The following is a 21,777-nucleotide window of genomic DNA, read 5'->3' as shown; positions in this document are numbered from 1 at the left end:
ATTCAGGAGAGAGGAGATGGCCGAAATCATATAAAAAACCCATCTGACCAAAAAAGGGCAGATGGGTTGTGTTAGTCGGCAAAATTCATCCCTCTGTCCCAGTCCGTTGTTGGATCAAGGCAGAATCCAAATTATTTTTCTTCATTGCTTGAAATGATGGTGCAGTTCGCTCTGATACTGCCCATATTCGAACTAATTATAGCAAACTAAGAAATAAAATTGCTACATTTTTTTGAAAAAATAATTTTCTATCCCATTACAGTATGTGAAATTTTAAATATAGCAACGAATATAACTCTGTAATATCAATATTTCTATTCTAGCTATCATCCAATGTACAAATAAAAAGAAGCTCCCAAATAGGAACTTCCCTTTACTTAATTTCTATATCAGCAGAATGAATATGATGAATCTGGCCTTTATGGTCTTCTAACATAAGTACACCATCTGCTGTAATTCCTTTTGCTATACCTGTAATCGTATCTTTCATCGTTCGAGCTGTAATTTCTTTCCCGATACTTATCGCATAACTTTCCCATAAAAGCTTAATAACTGAAAAGCCATTCTTTACATATTCTTGATATAGCTTTTCCATTTGTAAAAAGATCTGTTGCATAAGCTCCGCTCGAACAATTGGTTTTCCTGATTCAATTGCTAAAGATGTAGCAATTTGTTTAATCTCATCCGCAAAATGTTCTTGTCCTTGGTTAGCGTTAATTCCAATTCCCATAATAACAGCGTTAATTTTATCAGGATCAGCCTGCATCTCCGTTAAAATACCAACAGCCTTTTTCCCCTCAATTAAAATATCATTGGGCCATTTAATTCCAACGTTTACACCTGTACATTTCTCAATTGCTTGCGCTACACTAACAGCTGCTAATAATGTAAGCTGAGGTGCATGATGAACTGGAATAGATGGACGTAAAATAATACTCATCCAAATTCCTGTCCCTTTTGGCGAATGCCATTTTCTACTTAAACGCCCGCGCCCCGCTGTTTGTTCTTCTGCAACTACAATTGTTCCTTCAGCTGCCCCTTCATACGCAAGTTTTGCCGCAATATGCTGCGTAGATTCAACAGATTCCTCAAAATACACAGTTCTTCCTATAAATTCTGTTTGTAAGCCTAACTGAATTTCATTCGCCGTTACTTTATCTGGCTTACTCGCAATCCGGTACCCTAGGCGACGCACAGCTTCAAGTTCGTATCCTTCACTCCGCAGGTCTTCCATATGCTTCCAGACGGCTGTTCTTGAACAGCCGAGCTTATCACTAATTATTTGACCAGATACAAATTCGCCATCTGCTTCAGAAAAAACTTGTAATAATTGTTTTCTTATAGTAGATTGCATCCCTGTAGCCACTCCCTTATTTTCTCTTTCTCATTTTCTAATTGTTCTTGTAAAATTTCTTCTTCAATCCTTTGCAACACTTCTGCCACCCACGGTCCTGGCGTTTTTTCTGTCCAACTTAATAAATCATTACCGCTTACATTCATTTCTTGACGATTCTGAATGGGTAATGAGTGAAATAACGTCTGCACTTGATCTACTGAAGACATATTATAATTCTCTATAATTGTTTGATATACTCTTTCTGCCATTAGGGCAACTTGAATACCTGCTTTATATAGAAAAACTGCATCCCATGACTTTGTTTTTCTAGAACGAATTGCTAATATAACAGCGACAATATCTTTTATTTTTTTATTTGAAAATTTCCATTGGCGTAAGAAAACTGATGGATGTTCTTCTCCGATACAATATAGGAAAAATGCCCATGCCTCGATATCCGTTTCAAAATAATCCCAGTTATATTGCGCAGCTTTTAAAATTCTCTCTTCCGACATTTGTAAATATGGTAAGTGCGTAAATAGTTTCGTCTCTACTAACTTTTGAAGCCCCTTTACACAATATGTACCTGTTAACAGCTTTTCAAACTCAACTGTAATTCTTTCAATCGCTATATGTTCTAGTAAATGTCCATATTTTCCTATCGCACACTTCGTTTTTTCCTCTAAAGAAAATCCTAATGTGCTAACAAAGCGAATACCACGCATCATACGTAATGCATCTTCTTGAAAGCGATCCGCGGCATTCCCAACTGTTGCAATTTCTTGTTTACGAATTGCCTCTTGCCCCGCAAATAAATCAATGATTTCTCCTTCTTCATTCATCGCAATCGCATTCATAGTAAAATCTCGTCGTTTTAAATCTTCCTCTAATGAACGAACAAACTGAACACTACTTGGTCTGCGAAAATCTTCATAATCACTCTCTGTTCGAAATGTTGTCACTTCATATGGAACGCCTTCTTGGACAACAATAACCGTACCGTGTTCAAGACCAACAGGGACATGTCTTGGGAATAAATGCATCACCTCTTCTGGAAGAGCTGATGTTGCAATATCAATATCACCAATTGGTCTCTTAATAATGAAATCACGCACACTTCCGCCAACAAAATATGCCTCATGCCCATGTTGTTTTAACGTCTCAATAATTGCTCCAGCTTGTTTAAATCGTTTCATTTTTGTCATCCCTTAGTATGTCATAATAAATCGCCTCATATTGCGAAACGATTTTTTCTGAACGAAATTGCTCATATACAGCTTCCATCGCTTGCTCTGCCATATTTCGATGAATCTCTTCATTCTTAAGCAGTTGTATCGCTTGTTTTGCTATCCCTAGCGTATCACCGACTTCGCATATATAGCCTGTTTCACCATGCTTAATAACCTCTGGAATGCCCCCAACCCGTGTTCCAATGCATGGCACACCACAAGCCATTGCTTCTAGTAAAACAAGACCAAAGCTTTCTTTTTCTGATAAAAGCAACATTAAATCACTCATGGCAAGAAGCTCTGCAACATTATCCTGTTTTCCTAAAAACAAAACATGTTCTTCAATATGTAAACCCTTCACCAGTTGTAAAATTGTACAGAACTCTGGCCCATCACCAACAAGTAGTAATTTCGCATCAACTTCCTTTACAATTTTAGAAAATGCCTGGACAACATCCTGTACACGCTTGACCTTGCGGAAGTTCGAAATATGAATCAGTATTTTTTCATTTTCACGTATGCCATATTCTTTCTTTAGTTGTGACATATCTCTCTTAAAATAGACACGCTCATCGATAAAATTATATACTGTCTGAATTTCTTTATTTGGCTTTACAAGTTCATTCGTTTCTTGAATTAACGAATGAGATACAGCCGTAACAACATCTGATTGTTCAATACCAAATCGTATTAAATTATTTAGAGAAGGATCTGATCCAAGTACAGTAATGTCCGTTCCATGTAACGTTGTAACTATCTTAATATTGTCTCCAATCATTTGTTTCGCTAAATATGCACAAATTGCATGCGGTATTGCATAATGCACATGTAAAATATCAAGGTTTTCTCTCTGTGCCACCTCTGCCATTTTACTTGCTAATGCTAAATCGTAAGGTGGATATTGAAAGACAGAATATTGATTTACTGTTACTTCATGAAAATAAATGTTTGGATATACTTTATTTAATCGGAATGGAACGCCCGATGTAATAAAGTGGATTTCATGACCTCGTTCAGCTAGTTGCTTTCCAAGTTCCGTTCCCACAACTCCAGAACCACCCACAGAAGGATAACATGTAATACCTATTTTCAATTTCATTTACATCCTCCTATTAAATCAGCATGTAATAAAACTGGCTTCTTACTCATAAATCCTTCGGCATACGTAACCCCAACTTCTTTTCCAAACATTTTCTCACGAGCGATTACCGTTTCAACATACCCTTCCGTTAAAGGTGTCTTCACGCCATCACTTCCAGTTGTAAACTGACTTTCATACGCTTCTAGTGCTGCCACCTTTTCAGAAAGCTGTTCACTAATATCTATACAGAAATTCGGTTTATGAAAACCATTAATCATATAATAATAAAAAGATTGTACACGATGCGGCGGAATTTCTGGCATATATTTACGAACACCCGCTGAAAATATAGCTTCTTCCACAAGTTTTGCACAATTCGCATGATCTGGGTGACGATCTTCATAATATGGTGCAAAAATTAGCGTTGGCTTATATGTACGAATAATCTTTACGATTTCACGTATATATTCTTCTTTCATATACAAACCACGGTCCGGCATTGCTAAATTAATTCGCTTTTCAACTCCCATAATACGAGCAGCTTCCTGCGCTTCTTCTTTTCTTAATTCCACCGTTCCGTTTGAAGATAAATCAGCTTCTGTCAAATCACAAATGCTAACTTTATATCCTTGTTTCGTATATTTTACGATGGTGCCTGCCATGCCGATTTCAACATCATCGGCATGAGCACCAAACGCTAATATATGTAATCCGCTCATAATTGTTCCCCTCATTTTCTTAACTTTCGGTAGTCTAAATCTCCCCGATTTAATGCATGCATTAACATTTCAGCACTTGCCATGTTCGTTGCAAGCGGAATCGCATACACATCACATAAACGAAGCAATGCATTTACATCTGGTTCATGCGGTTGTGCTGTTAACGGATCCCGGAAGAAAATTACCATGTCTAAATCATTTTTTGCAATCATTGCACCAATCTCTTGGTCACCACCAAGAGGACCAGATTGATATCTTGTAACCGCTAAACCTGTCGCTTCCATAATACGAAGCCCTGTTGTTCCCGTTGCAAAAAGTTCATGTTGTTCAAAAATTGGTTTATATGCGTATGCAAACGAAACCATATCATCTTTCTTTTTGTCATGTGCGATTAAGGCAATTTTCATCCGTTGTCTCTCCCTTAGTCAATGATATTCTCTAAACCGTATACAAGATGATCAAGATTCATTACTGTTTCGATAGATAATTTTACTCCAGACATAAATGAAGCTCGATTGAATGAGTCATGACGAACTGTTAACATTTGTCCATCTCCGCCAAACAATACTTCTTGATGTGCGATAAGCCCTGGTAAACGCACACTATGAATATGAATACCATCTACATTTGCACCACGTGCTCCTTTTAATTGTTCCGTTTCGTTCGGATGGCCTTGTTGTTTTGGTTCACGGTTTTGACGAATTAAATCTACTGTTTTTACAGCTGTACCTGATGGTGCATCTAATTTTTGATCGTGATGTAATTCGATCACTTCAACATCTTGGAAATATTTCGCTGCCATTTGAGAAAACTTCATCATAAGTACTGCACCAATTGCAAAGTTTGGAGCAATAATGGTACCTACCTGTTTATTTTTCGCAGTGTCTGTTAAATGCTGAAGTTCTTCTTCTGTAAACCCTGTCGTACCAATAACAGAACGAAGACCATGTTCAACAGCAAGTGTAACATGTTTTTTTCCGATTTCTGGTGTCGTTAAATCTAACAATACATCCGCATCTACTTCATTTAAACAAGTATGTAAATCCGCATAGATTGGAGCATCTAATGCAGGCATTCCAGGAAGATTGGAAATTTTTTCACCACCATGCTTATAATCAACTGCTGCTACTAATTGAAAATGTGGTGTTCTTTCCATAAGAAGGACTGCCTCGTGCCCCATACGTCCTCTTGGCCCTGCAATAATTACTTTAATATTTTTCATTATTTTTTCTCTCCCTCGTCAATACGTGTCCAGCGATCTTTATCACGTGTATTAAATTTATTCATCACAATGTTATGTGCTGTTTCTAAATCAATATGTAAGCTATTTGCCATGCAAATCATAACAAATAATACATCTCCAAGTTCTTCTTCAATTGTTCGTTCTTTTTCAGTCGTTTTCTTCGGCTTCTCACCATAGTAGTGATTCACTTCCCTTGCAAGTTCACCCATCTCTTCTGTTAAACGAGCCATCATTGCAAGTGGACTGAAATAACCTTCTTTAAATTGACTAATATATGCATCTACTTCTTTCTGCATATCTTTCATCGTTTTTTGTTCCATGTTGTTCACCTCTAATCCTTCCTCTTTCATGTTAGCCAATTCATCGCGATTTGACAAATATTATTCCACTTTCATCCCTATTTGCCACGTTTTTTTGGATAGACTATAATAAAGTGAAACTTTCTTTTGCAAACGTTCTTCCTGTAAAAGGTTACTTCTCACCAATTACAACCATACAAGTGACTTACTATTCTTATTGTGTTTCTTCCTCATGAGCCATTTCAACGGAGCGAAGTAACAATTACATATTAGGAGGCTTGCTACATGAAAATCAACTTAAAGATTCAAAACATTATATTTATTTTGATTGGTTCCGCTATCTTCTCTTTTGGAATCGTTAATATTAATATTGAAAACCACTTGGCAGAAGGCGGATTTACAGGCATTACGCTATTATTATATTTTCTATTTTCACTCGATCCTTCTTATACAAACTTGATTTTAAACATCCCTCTCTTTTTCGTCGGCTGGAAATTACTTGGTCGAACAACTTTCCTATATACATTAATTGGAACTTTTAGCGTCTCCTTATTTCTATGGATTTTCCAGCGTTACGAATCACTAAATCTACATTTGAACTTACAAAATGATATGACATTAGCAGCGTTGTTCGCCGGAGCATTTATTGGAATTGGGCTCGGAATTATATTCAAGTATGGGGGGACAACTGGTGGTGTCGATATTATCGCACGATTAGCACATAAGTATATTGGCTGGAGTATGGGAAAAACAATGTTTATGTTTGATGCTGTTGTCATTGTCGTTTCAATTCTTACATACTTATCGTATCGCGAAGGCATGTATACGTTAGTTGCTGTCTTTATTGGCGCAAAAGTAATTGACTTTATGCAAGAGGGAGCATATGCAGCAAAAGGCGCAACCATTATTTCTGACAAAAATGACGAAATTGCAGCCAAAATTTTATCCGAAATGGAGCGCGGAGCTACTTTTTTAAAAGCAGTTGGTTCCTATACAAAGATTGAACGAAATGTGCTTTATTGTGTTGTGGCAAAAAATGAAATCGTAAAACTAAAAAACATTATTACTTCTGTAGATCCCCATGCATTTGTTGCAGTGAGTGATGTACATGATGTCGTTGGTGAAGGATTCACGTTAGATGAGAATAAGAATCCGTTGCATAATTAAAAAAGTATTAACTGCACAAAACTAGAAAAGCGATTGTACCTGATAACCTTTTCTAGTTTTTTACATAATTCCAGAAAGAGGCCTACTACATAAATCTATTTTGATTTTTCGACATATAATTCGCTGCTCCGAAGAACAAAAAGTAACTTGCACTCGTTTTCTCTATCTATTTTAACTTAGCATGCATGAGACAGGAAGAGGATTTGACCGCTTCTATGCATGACCAGATGTTCTCTCTCGCCTAAAAAGAAAAGATTTATCCCGAATGTTGAGGGTTAATAATCAGCGGAGAATGGAGTCCCCACTGATTAAAGTTTCACTTTATATCGTATTTTAATTTTGGTTTATATATATGTACTTCCTCAACTGTTCTAAATCCTCATGAATCAAATCCAACAAACTTCTATTATAAAAAATAGAAGCCGGATGAAATGTTGGAAAAATATTATACACTTTCTCAGTCCATATAAAATCTGTACTTTGATTATTTTTCAATTTCCGCACCGATTGCTGTAATAATTGGCCGTGAACATCCGTAATTTTTTTATCATTTCCTGTCAAACGTTTTAATGCGATGTTTCCAAGAGTTACAATAACCGGTGTCTGAATCTGTTCCAGTTCATAATCTAGCAGAGGAGCATGCACAAGTATTTCTCCTTGGTTTGGTGTTCGGTTATATTTCTTCTGAACAACTTGTCCGCTCCGCTCTGTTTTCTCTCTCCATTTATAAGGCCGGCTACGGACAGCGCTCGTAATATATACTTCTTCTCTTGTAAGACCGATACGTTCTAAAAACCCCATCAACTGCTTCCCTGCTCTCCCGCTAAACGGAATTCCATTATGAATTTCAGTTTCTCCAGGTGCTTCTCCAACAAGCATCAGTTTCGGTTTTTCGGGACCTTGCCCACATAAAAAACCCTCTAATGCATAGTTAGCACTACGCTCTTTCACATGCTTCACTAATGAATCTGGATATTGCATTTTCATCACCTTCACTCATAGTCACTTTACCTATACTTTTTATTATAACTTTCTCCCTAAAATTCATTACGCTCTCTTTCCTCATTTACAATCCTAAATAGATTCCAAAACAAAAAGACATATTATTTATTTCAAAAAGAGCACGAGTTCGTATTTTTATAAGCAAAAAAGACTATCAGAATCGATAGTCTTTAGTCATCGCTACGCTGCATGCCTGTGTAAACTAATACAAGACGAAGCAATTCAAATACTGCTACGGCTGCAGCTGCAACATATGTTAAAGCCGCTGCATTCAATACTTTACGAGCTTGCCCATATTCATCTGTCGATACAATTCCAAGTGCTTCAATTTGCTGCATCGCGCGTTTTGAAGCATCAAACTCAACCGGTAATGTAACGAGTTGAAAAAGTACTCCCGCTGCCATTAAAACAATTCCTAATAACAACAATTTTGACATCGTTGCAAATATACCAATCATAATAAACACCCATGACATATTCGATCCGAAGTTTGCAACAGGCACTAATGAATGACGAACGCGCATAAATTTATAATCTTTCGCATCCTGAATCGCATGCCCTACTTCATGAGCTGCTACAGCTGTTCCAGCAACTGAATGACCATAATAGTTATCAGTTGACAAGCGAACCGTTTTTGCTGTTGGATCATAGTGATCTGACAAATGCCCTGGCGTTTCTTCTACAGCTACGTTATATAAGCCATTTTCATCTAAAATTTTCCGAGCTACTTCCGCTCCTGTCATACCCGATGTTGAATACACTTGTGAATACTTACTATAAGCACTGCGTACTTTTGACTGTGCATACAACGGTATGATCATAATGATCGCGAAATATACTAAATAAAAAGCCATCATGAACCTCCATTGAAGTCTTAATCGTAGTACTATACATTCTATTTTCTTCTTTATATATTGTCAATAAAGAAACCTTACAATCCTTGTCTGTATTAGGAAACTTATCGATTTTTAGAATGTATCCCGCTAGTACGTTTTGCTTTCTCTCCCTTATATTTTCTCCAACCGACGTATGTTAATGTGAACAAAATGAGCCCACCTGTAATTGTCATAAACCATATGAGGGAAGAGTCCACTTCATCTTTCTTTGCTGTTTGAAATATTTTTTGTAAATCTCCTTTTATAATACTTAATTGCGTTTGCCCACTTTTATTTTTTAACATAACATTACGAAATTCATCTAAATACGATAAATGAGCATTTACACGCTGTGATTGACTTTCTGGCAATGCAATCATTAAACTTGGATAAATCACATCAAATTCATGTAAAAATGTATTTAACGATTGTTGGAAGCTTTCATCATCTTCTATTTGAAGTGCCTTTTCAACTTTAGCAAAAGCCCCCATAACACGACCTTCTCGTTCTACCCAAAGCGGTTGATACTTAGACACCTCCGCATCTACCACCAGTTGTAATGCCAATACATCATCTATTTTTATTTGCCGATCTACACTTTCTTCCCCAAGTGATTGCTGTGCCCTATCATATGCTAAAGAAATTACCCGAAAATGCATAGGTGCTAGTTTATTCTCTTTTTCATTCTCCCGTAATACAAATTGCTCTGAGAAATGCTGTAATACTTGCGTTGCTTTCTCATATTCTTCTTGTTTTACAAGTTGCAATGAATCATCTAATAGCCCCGTTAACTCATTCCATTTTTCAGCATATATACGTACTGGAAACAATATAATTAGAAATGCTATCATTCCAATTAAGACTCTCTTCATTCCGGTCCCCCCTATAACTACTAGTACAAAATATGTTAAGGTGGACAAGAATAGAACAGAACGAAGCTGAAAAATATTTTATCCCGCATTAACGGGCAGTAAGACCCCGCCTCAAGGTTCAGAGAGCAACGCGGAAAATAGATAGGGGATAACTGCCCGTAAAAGCCCGATTCGTTCAACTAACCATCAGCGGGGAATGAAGTCCCCACTGATGGAAGTTTCACTTTATCCCGATTGGCGAAGGCTCATAATTAGTTCAGATGAAGACTCCCCACTAATTAAAGTTTCTCTTTATGAACTAAGATTGTTCGTGGAAGCTCTTCTCTTTTTTCGTAAATAGCGATATATAAAATAACAAACCGCACTACCACATAAAATGAATAACAAAATTGCACATGCTGCATGCATGAAAAATTGTTCTGGTAACATGAGAATAACAGGGTCTTTTTCGCTATCAAATTGCCAATAATCATTGCTAAAAAGAAGTTTATGAAATAGAACAAAACTCTTTTCAAAATCAATTACAATTGGTAAAGTAAGCACAATCGGGAATATAATGGTCAAAATTGCACCATGTAATAAAAACTTCACCTTTCGTTTACGTAATAAATACCACCCGCCCAATAAAGCAATCCCAAGCACTATACACATTCCGTATTGAATGTTCACTAAAATATTTTTCACATCAACAAAATGAATTCTTCCGTTTGTTGACATATCCAATGAAGGAAATTGTAATGATCCATGATAAAAAGGAGAAAGGTATGTAATTAGTACATCATAGTTCTTCTTAATTTCTGACTCTGTCATATTCGCTAAATCTGGTATATTTAAAAAATGTATATCTGCATAGTATAGCCATTTTCCATATACAACAATTGTAGTTGCAATAGCAAAAATAGAAAATGCTATACAGTATGAGACAATAACAGTGATCAAGCGATCCAAGACTCTTACACCAATCTTATTTTCATTCATTTACTTTCCCCAATTCTTCATTTAATTTTATAACGAAAACTGCTTTCGATTCTTGCTCAAACAATAATAATACGTAATAGCTAGTACAGCTATACTTAACCAAAATGTAAAGTAACCAATCTGTTCTACAAACAAATGCATAATACCATATCTCGGCATTTGCCAAAACAAATAGTCGATTACATCATTATGTAACGTCCATATAGCCGCTACAATAAAATGCCACTTTTTTATACGGTAAAACGGGGCATACAATAAACCTTGTGCTGCCATTGCAAAATGAGAAAACACCAACATATAACTAATAAATCCAAGATCGCCCTTAACCATAAACATAATTCCATTTACAACAACAGCCCAAATACCGTATTTCATTAAGGAAACGATTGCTAAAGTTTCTATTAGCCCCCAATTTTTATTGCGCAAAAAGGCCAGTAATACAAAAACAAAAAAGAAACTTGCAATAGGACTATCAGGAACAAATGGCCAGAATATCACTGAAGTTTCCATCAGTTGCTCTCCATACCAAATAAAACCATATATTGTTCCTAAAATGTTAATGATGAGCAAAAATAATAAAACTGAACGCTGTCTTAATAACGCATACAAATAAGCCAATCTATATGTACAACACCTTTCAAATATAGTCATTCTTTATTACATCAACATACAAATTAAAAAACGAATATAAAACCTTTCTTTCTAGGTGGGAGAGAAAAAACGAATGCAGATCACCTTTTGTTCTTCGTAGCAGCCAATTATATGTTGAAAAATCAAAATGTATTTATATATTATAACAAACTTCTTCTTCCAAATAGAAAAGCTGACTACAAAATTGCAGTCAGCTCTCTCTTATTTTTTATTATATTTCGCAATGAACTCTGAAAGTTTTTTTAGTTCTTCATCCGTACCTTTAAATATCCCTTTAGGCATTGCACCTTTTCCATCTTTCGCAATCTTTGCAATTTCCTCTGGTTTTAACGTTAAGTTTTGCAACGCTGGTGCTGCTGCACCACCTTGTAAGTTATCACCATGACATGTTAAACATGTACTTTTTTCCATCAATTTATAACCTTCATCATTTTTATCAACCGGTGTCGTTTTTACGATTGCCCCTTGTTTTTTAGCGGCTTCCCAGTCATGATGTGCCACAGATTCCCATGTTAAAAAGATGATAGACGCAATTGCTAAAAGCATAAATCCAGTTGCAACTGGACGTTTCAATGGACGCCTTTCAGGACCTCGATCGAGAAATGGAGCCAATAACAATGCTCCAAATGCAATCCCAGGCATAATAAACGCGCCGATTACAGTAAATGAGCCTGATGCATATGAGTACTTTAAAAGCTGATACAGAAATAAGAAATACCAGTCTGGAAGTGGTATATATCCTGCATCTGTAGGATCCGCCATTCTCTCAAGTGGTGACGGGTGCGCCACCGTTAAACATAAATAACCGATTAAAAAAACCGCACCAACCATCCATTCTTTTAATAAGAAGTTCGGCCAAAACGCTTCTGTTTTCCCTGGGTATTCAGAATAATCTTTCGGGATATTCGGTTTACGTGCTACAGGTACTCGTGAATCTCCCACAAACTTCATCCCTTTGCCTCGATGCATAATCTCCCTCCTTCAATTCAGTTTTTCTCCTATTCTTTCAAATTAGCAATCTCTTATAGCGGACCAGAAATACCTTGTTTGCGAATCATGATGAAGTGGAAGGCCATTAAGCCTAGAAGTGCTGCTGGTAAGAAGAAGACGTGAATAGCAAAGAAGCGAGTTAATGTTTGAGCCCCGACAATTTCGGAGTGACCAGCAAGTAATGTTTTAATATAAGGGCCGATAAGCGGCGTTTGTTCCGCGATTTGAATCCCTACTTTTGTTGCAAATAATGCTTTCATATCCCATGGTAATAAATATCCGGTAAAACCAAGACCTAGCATAACAAAGAAAATAAGAACACCAACAATCCAGTTTAATTCACGAGGTTTCTTATATGCACCTTGGAAGAAAACCCTAAGTGTATGTAAAAACATCATTACAATTACAAGACTAGCACCCCAATGATGCATGCCACGAACAATTTGTCCATACGCAACTTCATTTTGTAAATAATAAACCGATTCCCAAGCGTTTTTAATATCGGGTACATAATACATTGTTAAAAACATTCCTGACAAAATTTGAATGACAGTAACAAAAAACGTAAGTCCTCCAAAGCAGTAGACGAATGCAGAAAAATGATGCGCTGGGTTTACATGTTCGGGTACTTCATGGTCGGCAATATCTCTCCATATCGGTGTAATATCTAACCGTTCGTCCACCCAATCATAAATTTTATTTAACATCTATTTCGCACCCCCTCTTGGCTTTGCTTTTCCTAAATAAAGCGTTCCATCCTTCACTTTAGATTCGTACACATCAAGTGGAGCAAGCGGCGGAGTTCCCTTTACATTCGTACCATCCTTCGTATAACGTCCCGCATGACAAGGGCAAAAGAATTGATTTGGATGAGCCTTGTCCGAATTCCAGTTTACTGTACACCCTAAGTGCTTGCACACTGGAGATAAGGCTATAATGTCGCCGCTTTCATTTTTATATACCCACGCTGATTTTGGCTCTTCTGACTTATACCAACCGTCGACTTGCTTCACTTTAAAGTCAAAGCGTTTCGGTTCCTGTGTAACATCTTTTACTTGTGCAACAGCAACCATATCTCCCCCTGCTTCTTTCTTTAAAACTGGATCAAGTGCAAAGCGCGTCATTGGCATTAAAACTCCAGCTGCCATAAAACCTCCTACACCTGTAAGCGTGTAGTTTAAAAATTGTCTTCTTGACACACGATGTTCTTTCTCGCTCACGAAAATTTCCCCCCTCTATCAGAAATTGTCCCCTCGTGACAAAACAGTATAAAAAAATAAAAACTAGGACACTATCATGATATAATACCCACATGCGCAGGTCAATATCATACTACTCATAATCATAAGAACTATCTGCTTATTTTTTATTTTCCCATTTTTCTGTTAATGACATCATTATATTTTTTACATGCGCATGAATCACTTCTCTTTTTGCTTGATCGCTAAATTCCTCTAACGATAAAGCGGGTAACCAAAATAAATGACCTGGTAACGTATCCACACCCTCTTTCCATGCGAAATCACTTGTAACATAAGCAATATGTTTCAACCCTTGCTCTTGCAAGTGGCTTGTCCAATCTTGCAAACGCCCTTGCTCCCCCTTTTGTTGTTCAGCTAAATAAGTAAACGGAGGTAGTAGAAACACCCTTCCTTTATATTCTCTTTCTAACTCCATACTTAAAGTTTCAATAAATTCCCCTTGTGCTACAATACTCTTCATTTCTTTTGCTACGGAAATAGAAAGAAGGGGTATAATACCAGTATCCACATACTCTCTAGCCTGTTCAAATTGCTCCGCATCTTTTACAACCCATTTCACCATAATTCCCTCCTTTACCTGGTATTCCATTCTAAATGACAGAACTTTCACTTTATATCTATTAAACCATACTAAAACAGGTAAAAAAAGAAAAACTACCTAATATAGGTAGTTTTTCTTTAAATAGTCGGAAATTTGTCAAAATTAAATAAAATGAATATTCCTTACAATCTTTTCAATTCCTCTGTTAACTTACAAAAAGCTTCCTTATCCTGATTGTCCAGCGCCTCATCAATTTGCTTTAACAGTCGATCCCTTCGAAATGAAAATACACTCTCTTCTAAAAATCGTTCTGCAAGTAAACGATCTTTTTCATTTACTTCAATATGCTTTGGTAAATACGGATTTTCTTCTAATACCGCTACATAATTTGCATTTTGAAACGATGATTTAAAATTAAGTTGAATATAAATATCCTCATCCCGATTTAAACGAATGTCATGAAACGATTTTTCTGCATCCGTCGTCATCACATTTTGTTTAAAGAAGTGAAACGGTGTATCTTTTACACAATTTGCTGACATCACTAAGCCACGAGGGCAATATTTTGCATGTTCTACGAAGTGGACTTTGTGCATTAATTGATCATGACTCATTAAATAATTTAAAATCCATACACATTCACGCTGTTTCAGTTGATAATTGTTTAAAAACCATTTTACAAAATCCTTCTTCTCGTTTACAGAAACAGGGGTATTCATAGCGCTTAGTCCCTCCTCTGTCTTTCTCTTTTCTTATTTAAATTCAAGAAGCAGCATTCACTTTCCTTCCAACTTATGAAAAATCCTCTAAATTATATAGCAATTCTTCGATGTGAATTTGTGTCGGGTCCAGTTGTAGTAAGCGTGTAAATACTTCTTTCGCTTCTTTTCGTAAACCTTCTTCTAATAGAAAATAACCGTACTCTTCCAAGAAATCCGGATGATTCTTAAAAGAAGTATATGCACTCTCATAGTGTTTTAATGCATCAGAATACATTTCTAATTGTTTTTTCGCAAATGCCAGATCCCAAAGCAATTGTGTATCTTGCTCTCCACTATCCATTGCATTTTCTACAACAGCAATTAGTTCTTCATATTTTTCTTGTTCTTTTAAGATATATGCATATTTTAATATCGCACCTAAATGTCCTGGATCAAGCTGTAATGCTTTTTGAAGCAACTCTTCCGCTTCTGCTAATTTTCCTATCTTCGCTGCAATGTTTGCAAGTTCTACATAAAGAGGCACAGATAACTCATCAATTTTAATTCCTTCATGAAGTGTTTCATAGCTTTCTTGAAGCATTCCCTCTTTTTCATAGCATTTAGCTAAATACATATATAATGATGCATATTCTGGGTCTAATTCTTTTAATTCTTGCCAAGCCCCAATTGATCTTTGATACTCTTCACCTTGATAAAGTGTAAATGCATAGCCAAATAAAGAATGAATATCTTTCTGTTCTTCTAACCCTTCTTCATAGTAAGTAATTGCTTCTTCCCAGTTTCCAATTGCACTTAACGTTTCTGCTAGGCGAAGGGCAATCACAACACCTCCCATTACTTTGTGATCAGAAAGTAATGACTGATAATAGGCAATCGCTTTTCGCTCTTCCCCTTTACTGCTATAAAGTTCTGCTAGTCCAAAAGTAATAACAGGCTCTTCTGGCATCATTTCTTTTGCTTTTAATAATTTTTGTTCTGCAACATCATCGAAGCCCTGCATTTGAAATAGATCCGCAACAAGTAATAGAGATTGAACATACAGTTCATCATCTTCAGGAATATCATGGAGTACTTCGATTGCCTCATCTTCTTTATCTAAATCAATATATAATTCTGCTAAAAATATTGTAAATTCACTTTCTTCGGGATATAACAAACGTAAATCTTCTGTAATCTCTAGCGCTTCATCAATAAATCCAAGCGTATGGTAGTAACGAGCAATATCATATTTCTCTTCGTCTGTCCCTTGTTTTACCAATTCTTTTAATTGTTCTAATCCTTTTTCTGCTTCGCCGTTTTCAATGTAAGAAACAGCTTGTTCAAACTTTTGCATAAATGTCTCCTTTAACTCTTATAATATTCTCTTCTGTTCATTAATCATAAACAACAGTCGTCATGTAAGCAACTAAAAGGCTGAAGAAAAGAACCTTCCCAAACTGAAAAGATTCTTTTGCTTCACAGAGATTCTAACTGCTCAAAAAAATTCGGATAGGATACAGCGACTGCATCACCATTTTCAATTTGCACTTCCCCTTCTGCTATACAAGACGCAATTGCAAGCATCATGCCAATGCGATGGTCTCCATGACTATTAACAATACTCCCTTGCAACTTCTGATTTCCATTAATGATCATACCATCTGGAGTCGCTTCAATTTCCACTCCCAATTTTCGAAGCTCATCAACAACTGTATCGATACGATTCGTTTCTTTTACTTTTAACTCCTCTGCATCTTTAATAATTGTTGTTCCTATCGCCTGTGTTGCTAGTAAAGCAATAATAGGAATTTCATCAATTAATCTTGGAATCAGTGAACCGCCAATTTCAATTCCTTTCAGTTCAGAAGTTTCAATTGTAATATCTCCACATGGTTCAAACTCTTCATTCCGGATATTACGAATTGAAATAAGTGCTCCCATTTCTGATAACACATCTAAAATCCCTGTTCTCGTTGGGTTTAAACCAACATTTTCCAATATAAGTTTACTATTTGGTACAATTACACCCGCTACTAGAAAAAAGGCTGCTGAAGAAATATCTCCCGGTACCTCTATTCCCCTTCCCACAAGCGATTGACCACCTTTTAAAGAAACCGTTTGCCCTTCTTTATTCACTTCGCAACCAAATGCACGTAGCATTCGCTCAGTATGATCACGTGATTGTAGCGGTTCAGTTACTGCCGTTACCCCTTCTCCTTGCAAACCTGCAAGTAAAATAGCCGATTTTACTTGAGCACTTGCTATAGGAGAATGATAGTGTACACCTTTTATATTTCCTCCACGAATTGATAAAGGCGTATACTGTCCATCTTCCCTTCCATCAATTTTCGCATTCATTTCACGCAGAGGGACTGTGACACGCTTCATTGGACGCTTTCCAATCGATGCATCGCCAATTACAGTACAATGAAAAGGAGTATTTGCTAAAATACCGAGCATGAGACGAATGGTGGTTCCTGAATTCCCTACATCTAGTACCTCTTTCGGTTCCTTTAATCCAGCTAACCCTTTTCCATATACAATGACATCGGTACCATCTTGTTCAATCATCACTCCTAATTTTTGAAAGCAAGCAATCGTACTTAAACAGTCTTCTCCTAATAAAAAATTTGATATTTTTGTTGTTCCTTCTGCTATCGCTCCAAACATCACGGCACGGTGTGAAATAGATTTATCTCCAGGCACAGCAATTCTTCCATTCAAACCATTTTTCCGCCTTATGAGTCTCCTCATTTTTTATCACCTCTATTAAAAATAATATATACTTTCGTATCCCTATATCATCTATATATCCATTTTGATTTTCTAACATATAAGTCGCTGCTACGAAGAACAAAAGATGATCTACGCTCGTTTTCTCTCTTTATTTTCACTTAACATGGGGCAAGTAGAGGAGCTGACCGCTTCTCTACTTGGCCGATGATTTCTCCCACCTAAAGTTTAGGTTTTATGTCGTTTTTTCAATTTGTATGTATATATCTTTTATTGTACTGCTTTCTTTCTTCATCGTGCAAATATGTTTAACTTCTCCCACGGCTAAAGGCGATGGGTTTTCTCGTTCGAAACTTTTATAATCTAAAAGAAAACGACTCCTATAATAGGAGCCGCTGCTTTTCTCAAGAATACGTTTCTTCTTTCTTGTTCTGCTCTTTCACAAGTTCCGTAAGCAATTCAATAATCTCATCATTCTCTTCTTTTAAACCAACCGTAATACGAATACCATCCGGCAAGCCAAACGCAGCACCTGAACGAACAATATACCCTTTTCGCATTAATCTTTCAAATGCTTCATTTCCAGGAATCCCAAGCTTTAAGAAGATGAAATTTGTTTGTGATGGATAATAAAAAACATCGTACTCCTCACAGAACGTATAATATTGATTTAACCCTTCGGCATTTTTCTTCACACACTCATGTAAAAACTCTTGATCTTCTATTGCAACTGACGCTACAACTTGTGCAACAGTCGACGTATTAAATGGTAGTCTCGCTACTTCTAATTGCTGTATGAGTTTTTCATTCCCTACAGCATAACCAATACGAAAAGCGGCTAAACCATATGATTTTGAAAATGTACGTAACACCATGAGATTTTCATACTCTTCAAGAAGTGGCAATGTTTGTGGGTAATCTTTCGCCCCCGCATATTCATAATATGCTTCATCCATAATTACGAGTGTTGACTTTGGAACCGCCTCTAAAAATGAAAGTAATTTTTGCTTTTCTACATATGTTCCTGTTGGATTATTCGGATTACAAATCCATACGATTTGCGTTTTCTCATCAATTTTCTCAAGCATTGCATCCAAGTCATGAATACCATCCTTAAGCGGCACTTCACGAACCTCTGCTCCTTCAATCACAGCATGGTGGTGGTATTGTGAAAATGTTGGATTTGCCATCACAACATTTGTACCTTTTTGTAATAAGGCGCGACTAATCATTTGAATTACTTCATCTAAACCACTACCAAATAAAAGTTGTTCTGGTTTCACATGAAGGTGCGCAGCTACTTTTTCACGAAGTTCAAAAGCTGCTCCATCTGGATATAAAGCATATTGCGTACTTAAGGAAGCTAAAGCTTCCTTTACACGTTTTGAACAGCCAAACGGGTTTTCATTAGATGCTAATTTTACAATTTTAGATAATCCATATTCTCTTTTTACTTCTTCAATGTTTTTGCCAGGTACATATGCTTTCAAAGTTAACAATTGCTCTTTTACTCTCATTTTGATTCCCCCTGTCATTTTACTAGATCAGGCCGCAGTACAATCGCCTTTTCTAAATATACATGCTCTACTTCATGATGTATTTTTTTCCATGACTGTCATCATTACACGAATACATTTATGTCAGCTGTCGTAGAAGTTAACACCGATACAATATCAGTGGGATAAATTCCATTATCATTTGCTATTCTTTTCACTAAACGCTCTGTCGCAGCAAATATCTCCTCAACTTCATTATGTTCGACTGTAATCGCGCCGCGAATTGCGCGAATCAAATGGATTCTCCCTCTCTTTGAAATGCTTCTAATGCAGTATGAACAGTCTTATCTGAAATAGATACGACATTTACTACCCCATATTCCTGCATAAGTACCATACGAATTATTCCTGCGTTCGCCTTTTTATCTTGCTTCATCACTTGTACAAGGCGTTCTATATTTAGATTCTTTGGCATATGCGGATAACCATACTGAGAAAACCAGCGCTTAATTTCTTTAAACCCGAGGTCTACCTTATAAATTTGTTCACTTAAAAATATAGCGAATAACATACCAATCGCTACTCCGTCACCATGTGTAACTTTTCCATACCCCATCTCTTTTTCAAGAGCATGTCCTAATGTATGTCCAAAGTTCAAGTGAGCACGTACACCTTTTTCCGTTTCATCTTGCGCTACAATATTCGCTTTTACAGGAATCGCTCTCTTTAGAATATAGATTAACTTTTCATCTCTTATATCTTCTAATGTCTTCACTTCACGCTTTAACCAATGATATAATTCCACATTACCAATCAGAGCATGTTTAATTGCTTCAGCAAATCCTGAACGCCATTCTTTTTCCGGTAACGAATTTAAAAATGGTGTATGATACAGCACCGCTTCTGGCTGATGAAACGCTCCAATCATATTTTTTCCTAATGGATGATTAATGGCAACTTTCCCACCAACTGCGCTATCATGTGCCAGTAACGTTGTTGGAACTTGAATAAAGCGAATACCACGCATAAATGTCGCCGCAACAAAACCAGCTAAATCACCAATCATTCCTCCTCCAAGTGCAACAACTAAAGAATGTCGATCCATCCCGTTTTCAAGCGCTGACGTATGAGCCGCATAAAAATTTTCAAATGATTTTTCTTTCTCTCCACTTGGAACAACAAATGAAAAAACATGTTTTTCTACTTGCAACGCATCCATAACTTCTTTTAAATGAAATGATGCGACAGATTCATCAGAAATGATCATTACATTAGAAACAGCTGGTTTCATATTTCGAACAAGCGTTGTCAAATGTGACAACACATCTTTCCCTACATATACATCATACTCTTTAGACTGCGTCTGAATATGTATTTTCTCCATTAAAACTCCCTCGCATATTCATTATGTTTCTTAATATTTTCACGAATACAATCCATACGATCCGCTCCAAATTGTTCTACTAGAGCTACTGCCAATTCCCATGCAACAACTGCTTCTGCCACAACGCTAGCTGCCGGTACAGCACAACTATCAGAACGTTCAATGCTCGCTGAAAAAGCTTCTTTCGTATCAATATCAACGCTTTGAAGGGGTTTATACAGAGTTGGAATGGGCTTCATGACACCTCGAACGACAACCGGCATACCTGTTGTCATACCACCTTCTAATCCACCCGCATGATTTGTTCTTCTTGTATATCCATCTTCTTTATCCCAAAGAATTTCATCATGCACTTGACTCCCTGGCTTATGCGCTGCTTCAAATCCAATACCAATTTCCACACCTTTAAAAGCATTAATGCTCATTACTGCGGCTGCTAATTTCGCGTCAAGTTTTCGATCATAATGAACATAACTTCCTACCCCAACTGGCATTCCTTCTACAATTACTTCTACAATGCCACCAATAGAATCCCCACTTGTTTTTGCATCATCAATTGCCTGCATCATTTTTTTGCCTGCCTCTTCATCTAAACAACGAACAGGAGATGCTTCTGTAATTTCTTGTAGTCGTTCTATTGAATCATATGTAAGCTTTTCTGCCTTCACACCACCAATTTCAATTACATGCCCTGCAACCTTTACACCTAACTCTGCTAAAAGTTTTTTCGCAACAGCGCCTGCTGCAACTCGAACCGTTGTCTCACGTGCTGAAGAACGCTCAAGTACATTTCTCATGTCACGGTGTCCGTATTTAATTGCACCATTTAAATCAGCATGACCAGGTCTCGGTCTTGTAATTTGTCTTTTCATTTCTTTTGCTTCTTGTTCAGTTAGCGGATCTACTCCCATAATCTTTGTCCAATGGGCAAAATCTTTATTTTCAACAACGAGCGCAATTGGGGAACCAAGCGTCCGTCCATGTCTGACACCACTGACAATTTGTGCTTGATCTTTTTCAATTTGCATGCGTCTGCCACGCCCGTAACCTTTCTGTCTTCTTGCTAATTCTTCATTTACATCATCTGCTACTAAAGATAACCCTGCTGGAATACCTTCCAAAATTGTCGTAAGCTGCGGACCATGAGATTCACCAGCTGTAATATATCGCATCGGTTATTCCCCTTTTCTTATAATTATTTTATCTCGCATTATTGGG

General features: G+C 36.8%; 24 protein-coding genes. 1 reads left to right on the top strand and 23 read right to left on the bottom strand.

The features are described 5' to 3' along the window. Positions 1–373: 373 nt before the first annotated feature. The 7 genes from J4P91_RS02015 to J4P91_RS01985 are packed head-to-tail and all read right to left on the bottom strand — an operon-like array spanning position 374 to position 5,928. Complete coding sequence (locus J4P91_RS02015; protein ID WP_017152492.1) at positions 374–1,354, bottom strand: biotin--[acetyl-CoA-carboxylase] ligase; 981 nt, start codon at positions 1,352–1,354, stop codon at positions 374–376. Then, the gene (locus J4P91_RS02010) at positions 1,339–2,532 is read right to left on the bottom strand and encodes a CCA tRNA nucleotidyltransferase (RefSeq protein WP_207992731.1); all 1,194 of its coding nucleotides are present in this window, start codon (positions 2,530–2,532) and stop codon (positions 1,339–1,341) included. The genes J4P91_RS02015 and J4P91_RS02010 overlap by 16 nt, the downstream gene beginning before the upstream one ends. Next, positions 2,519–3,664 (bottom strand): N-acetyl-alpha-D-glucosaminyl L-malate synthase BshA, encoded by a 1,146-nt coding sequence (bshA, locus tag J4P91_RS02005; RefSeq protein WP_207992730.1) that lies wholly within the window; start codon positions 3,662–3,664, stop codon positions 2,519–2,521. The genes J4P91_RS02010 and bshA overlap by 14 nt, the downstream gene beginning before the upstream one ends. After that, on the bottom strand, positions 3,661–4,365 hold the full coding sequence (bshB1, locus tag J4P91_RS02000; RefSeq protein ID WP_207992729.1) for a bacillithiol biosynthesis deacetylase BshB1: 705 nt from the start codon (positions 4,363–4,365) through the stop codon (positions 3,661–3,663). The genes bshA and bshB1 overlap by 4 nt, the downstream gene beginning before the upstream one ends. An 11-nt stretch (positions 4,366–4,376) precedes the next feature. Further along, positions 4,377–4,772, bottom strand: a complete 396-nt coding sequence (gene mgsA, locus J4P91_RS01995) for a methylglyoxal synthase (RefSeq protein ID WP_017152496.1) — start codon at positions 4,770–4,772, stop codon at positions 4,377–4,379. Between the two features lie 14 nt (positions 4,773–4,786). Continuing rightward, positions 4,787–5,587 (bottom strand): 4-hydroxy-tetrahydrodipicolinate reductase, encoded by an 801-nt coding sequence (dapB, locus tag J4P91_RS01990; protein ID WP_207992728.1) that lies wholly within the window; start codon positions 5,585–5,587, stop codon positions 4,787–4,789. Beyond that, a complete protein-coding gene (locus tag J4P91_RS01985) occupies positions 5,587–5,928 on the bottom strand; it encodes a nucleotide pyrophosphohydrolase (protein WP_051128673.1) in 342 nt (113 codons plus the stop codon). The genes dapB and J4P91_RS01985 overlap by 1 nt, the downstream gene beginning before the upstream one ends. A gap of 264 nt (positions 5,929–6,192) precedes the next feature. On the opposite strand from J4P91_RS01985, the gene J4P91_RS01980 reads away from it, so the two are divergent. After that, positions 6,193–7,074 carry a YitT family protein gene (locus J4P91_RS01980; protein WP_017152499.1) on the top strand — a complete coding sequence of 294 codons (882 nt, stop codon included), beginning with the start codon at positions 6,193–6,195 and terminating at the stop codon, positions 7,072–7,074. 333 nt (positions 7,075–7,407) lie between these two features. Here the strand turns inward: J4P91_RS01980 and J4P91_RS01975 are convergent, their stop codons facing one another. The 16 genes from J4P91_RS01975 to aroC all read right to left on the bottom strand — a co-directional run bounded on the left by J4P91_RS01975 (position 7,408) and on the right by aroC (position 21,731). After that, positions 7,408–8,061, bottom strand: coding sequence for a uracil-DNA glycosylase (locus tag J4P91_RS01975; protein WP_207992727.1), 654 nt, complete (start codon positions 8,059–8,061; stop codon positions 7,408–7,410). A gap of 185 nt (positions 8,062–8,246) precedes the next feature. Continuing rightward, complete coding sequence (locus tag J4P91_RS01970; protein ID WP_017152501.1) at positions 8,247–8,930, bottom strand: zinc metallopeptidase; 684 nt, start codon at positions 8,928–8,930, stop codon at positions 8,247–8,249. A 104-nt stretch (positions 8,931–9,034) separates the two neighbouring features. After that, complete coding sequence (gene ypjB / locus J4P91_RS01965) at positions 9,035–9,823, bottom strand: sporulation protein YpjB (protein ID WP_017152502.1); 789 nt, start codon at positions 9,821–9,823, stop codon at positions 9,035–9,037. A 291-nt stretch (positions 9,824–10,114) separates the two neighbouring features. Then, a complete protein-coding gene (gene lit, locus J4P91_RS01960; RefSeq protein ID WP_207992726.1) occupies positions 10,115–10,801 on the bottom strand; it encodes a lipoprotein intramolecular transacylase Lit in 687 nt (228 codons plus the stop codon). 27 nt (positions 10,802–10,828) lie between these two features. After that, a complete protein-coding gene (gene lhaT / locus J4P91_RS01955) occupies positions 10,829–11,419 on the bottom strand; it encodes a lipoprotein heptaprenylglyceryl N-acetyltransferase LhaT (RefSeq protein ID WP_207992725.1) in 591 nt (196 codons plus the stop codon). A 234-nt stretch (positions 11,420–11,653) separates the two neighbouring features. After that, entirely contained in the window at positions 11,654–12,421 is a 768-nt protein-coding gene (gene qcrC / locus J4P91_RS01950; protein WP_017152505.1) for a menaquinol-cytochrome c reductase cytochrome b/c subunit, read from the bottom strand. Positions 12,422–12,474: 53 nt separating this feature from the next. After that, entirely contained in the window at positions 12,475–13,149 is a 675-nt protein-coding gene (qcrB, locus tag J4P91_RS01945; protein ID WP_000932700.1) for a menaquinol-cytochrome c reductase cytochrome b subunit, read from the bottom strand. After that, a complete protein-coding gene (locus J4P91_RS01940; protein ID WP_017152506.1) occupies positions 13,150–13,662 on the bottom strand; it encodes a QcrA and Rieske domain-containing protein in 513 nt (170 codons plus the stop codon). Between the two features lie 139 nt (positions 13,663–13,801). Then, positions 13,802–14,266, bottom strand: coding sequence for a YpiF family protein (locus J4P91_RS01935; protein ID WP_207992724.1), 465 nt, complete (start codon positions 14,264–14,266; stop codon positions 13,802–13,804). Between the two features lie 161 nt (positions 14,267–14,427). Beyond that, a complete protein-coding gene (locus tag J4P91_RS01930; protein WP_017152508.1) occupies positions 14,428–14,964 on the bottom strand; it encodes a ReoY family proteolytic degradation factor in 537 nt (178 codons plus the stop codon). A 73-nt stretch (positions 14,965–15,037) separates the two neighbouring features. After that, positions 15,038–16,300, bottom strand: coding sequence for a tetratricopeptide repeat protein (locus J4P91_RS01925; protein ID WP_017152509.1), 1,263 nt, complete (start codon positions 16,298–16,300; stop codon positions 15,038–15,040). Positions 16,301–16,422: 122 nt separating this feature from the next. Continuing rightward, positions 16,423–17,700, bottom strand: a complete 1,278-nt coding sequence (gene aroA / locus J4P91_RS01920; RefSeq protein ID WP_207992723.1) for a 3-phosphoshikimate 1-carboxyvinyltransferase — start codon at positions 17,698–17,700, stop codon at positions 16,423–16,425. A gap of 383 nt (positions 17,701–18,083) precedes the next feature. Then, positions 18,084–19,196, bottom strand: a complete 1,113-nt coding sequence (gene hisC / locus J4P91_RS01915; RefSeq protein WP_017152511.1) for a histidinol-phosphate transaminase — start codon at positions 19,194–19,196, stop codon at positions 18,084–18,086. Between the two features lie 104 nt (positions 19,197–19,300). Then, positions 19,301–19,471, bottom strand: coding sequence for a chorismate mutase (locus J4P91_RS01910; RefSeq protein WP_017152512.1), 171 nt, complete (start codon positions 19,469–19,471; stop codon positions 19,301–19,303). Beyond that, a complete protein-coding gene (gene aroB, locus J4P91_RS01905; RefSeq protein WP_207992722.1) occupies positions 19,468–20,559 on the bottom strand; it encodes a 3-dehydroquinate synthase in 1,092 nt (363 codons plus the stop codon). Before aroB ends, J4P91_RS01910 begins: the two co-directional genes overlap by 4 nt. After that, the gene (gene aroC / locus J4P91_RS01900) at positions 20,559–21,731 is read right to left on the bottom strand and encodes a chorismate synthase (RefSeq protein ID WP_207992721.1); all 1,173 of its coding nucleotides are present in this window, start codon (positions 21,729–21,731) and stop codon (positions 20,559–20,561) included. Before aroC ends, aroB begins: the two co-directional genes overlap by 1 nt. Between the last annotated feature and the right edge of the window lie 46 nt (positions 21,732–21,777).

This window comes from Bacillus sp. XF8 (assembly GCF_017498755.1).
In the GTDB taxonomy this organism is placed as follows: domain Bacteria; phylum Bacillota; class Bacilli; order Bacillales; family Bacillaceae_G; genus Bacillus_A; species Bacillus_A bingmayongensis.
This window is presented reverse-complemented; position numbering and strand designations above follow the sequence as displayed.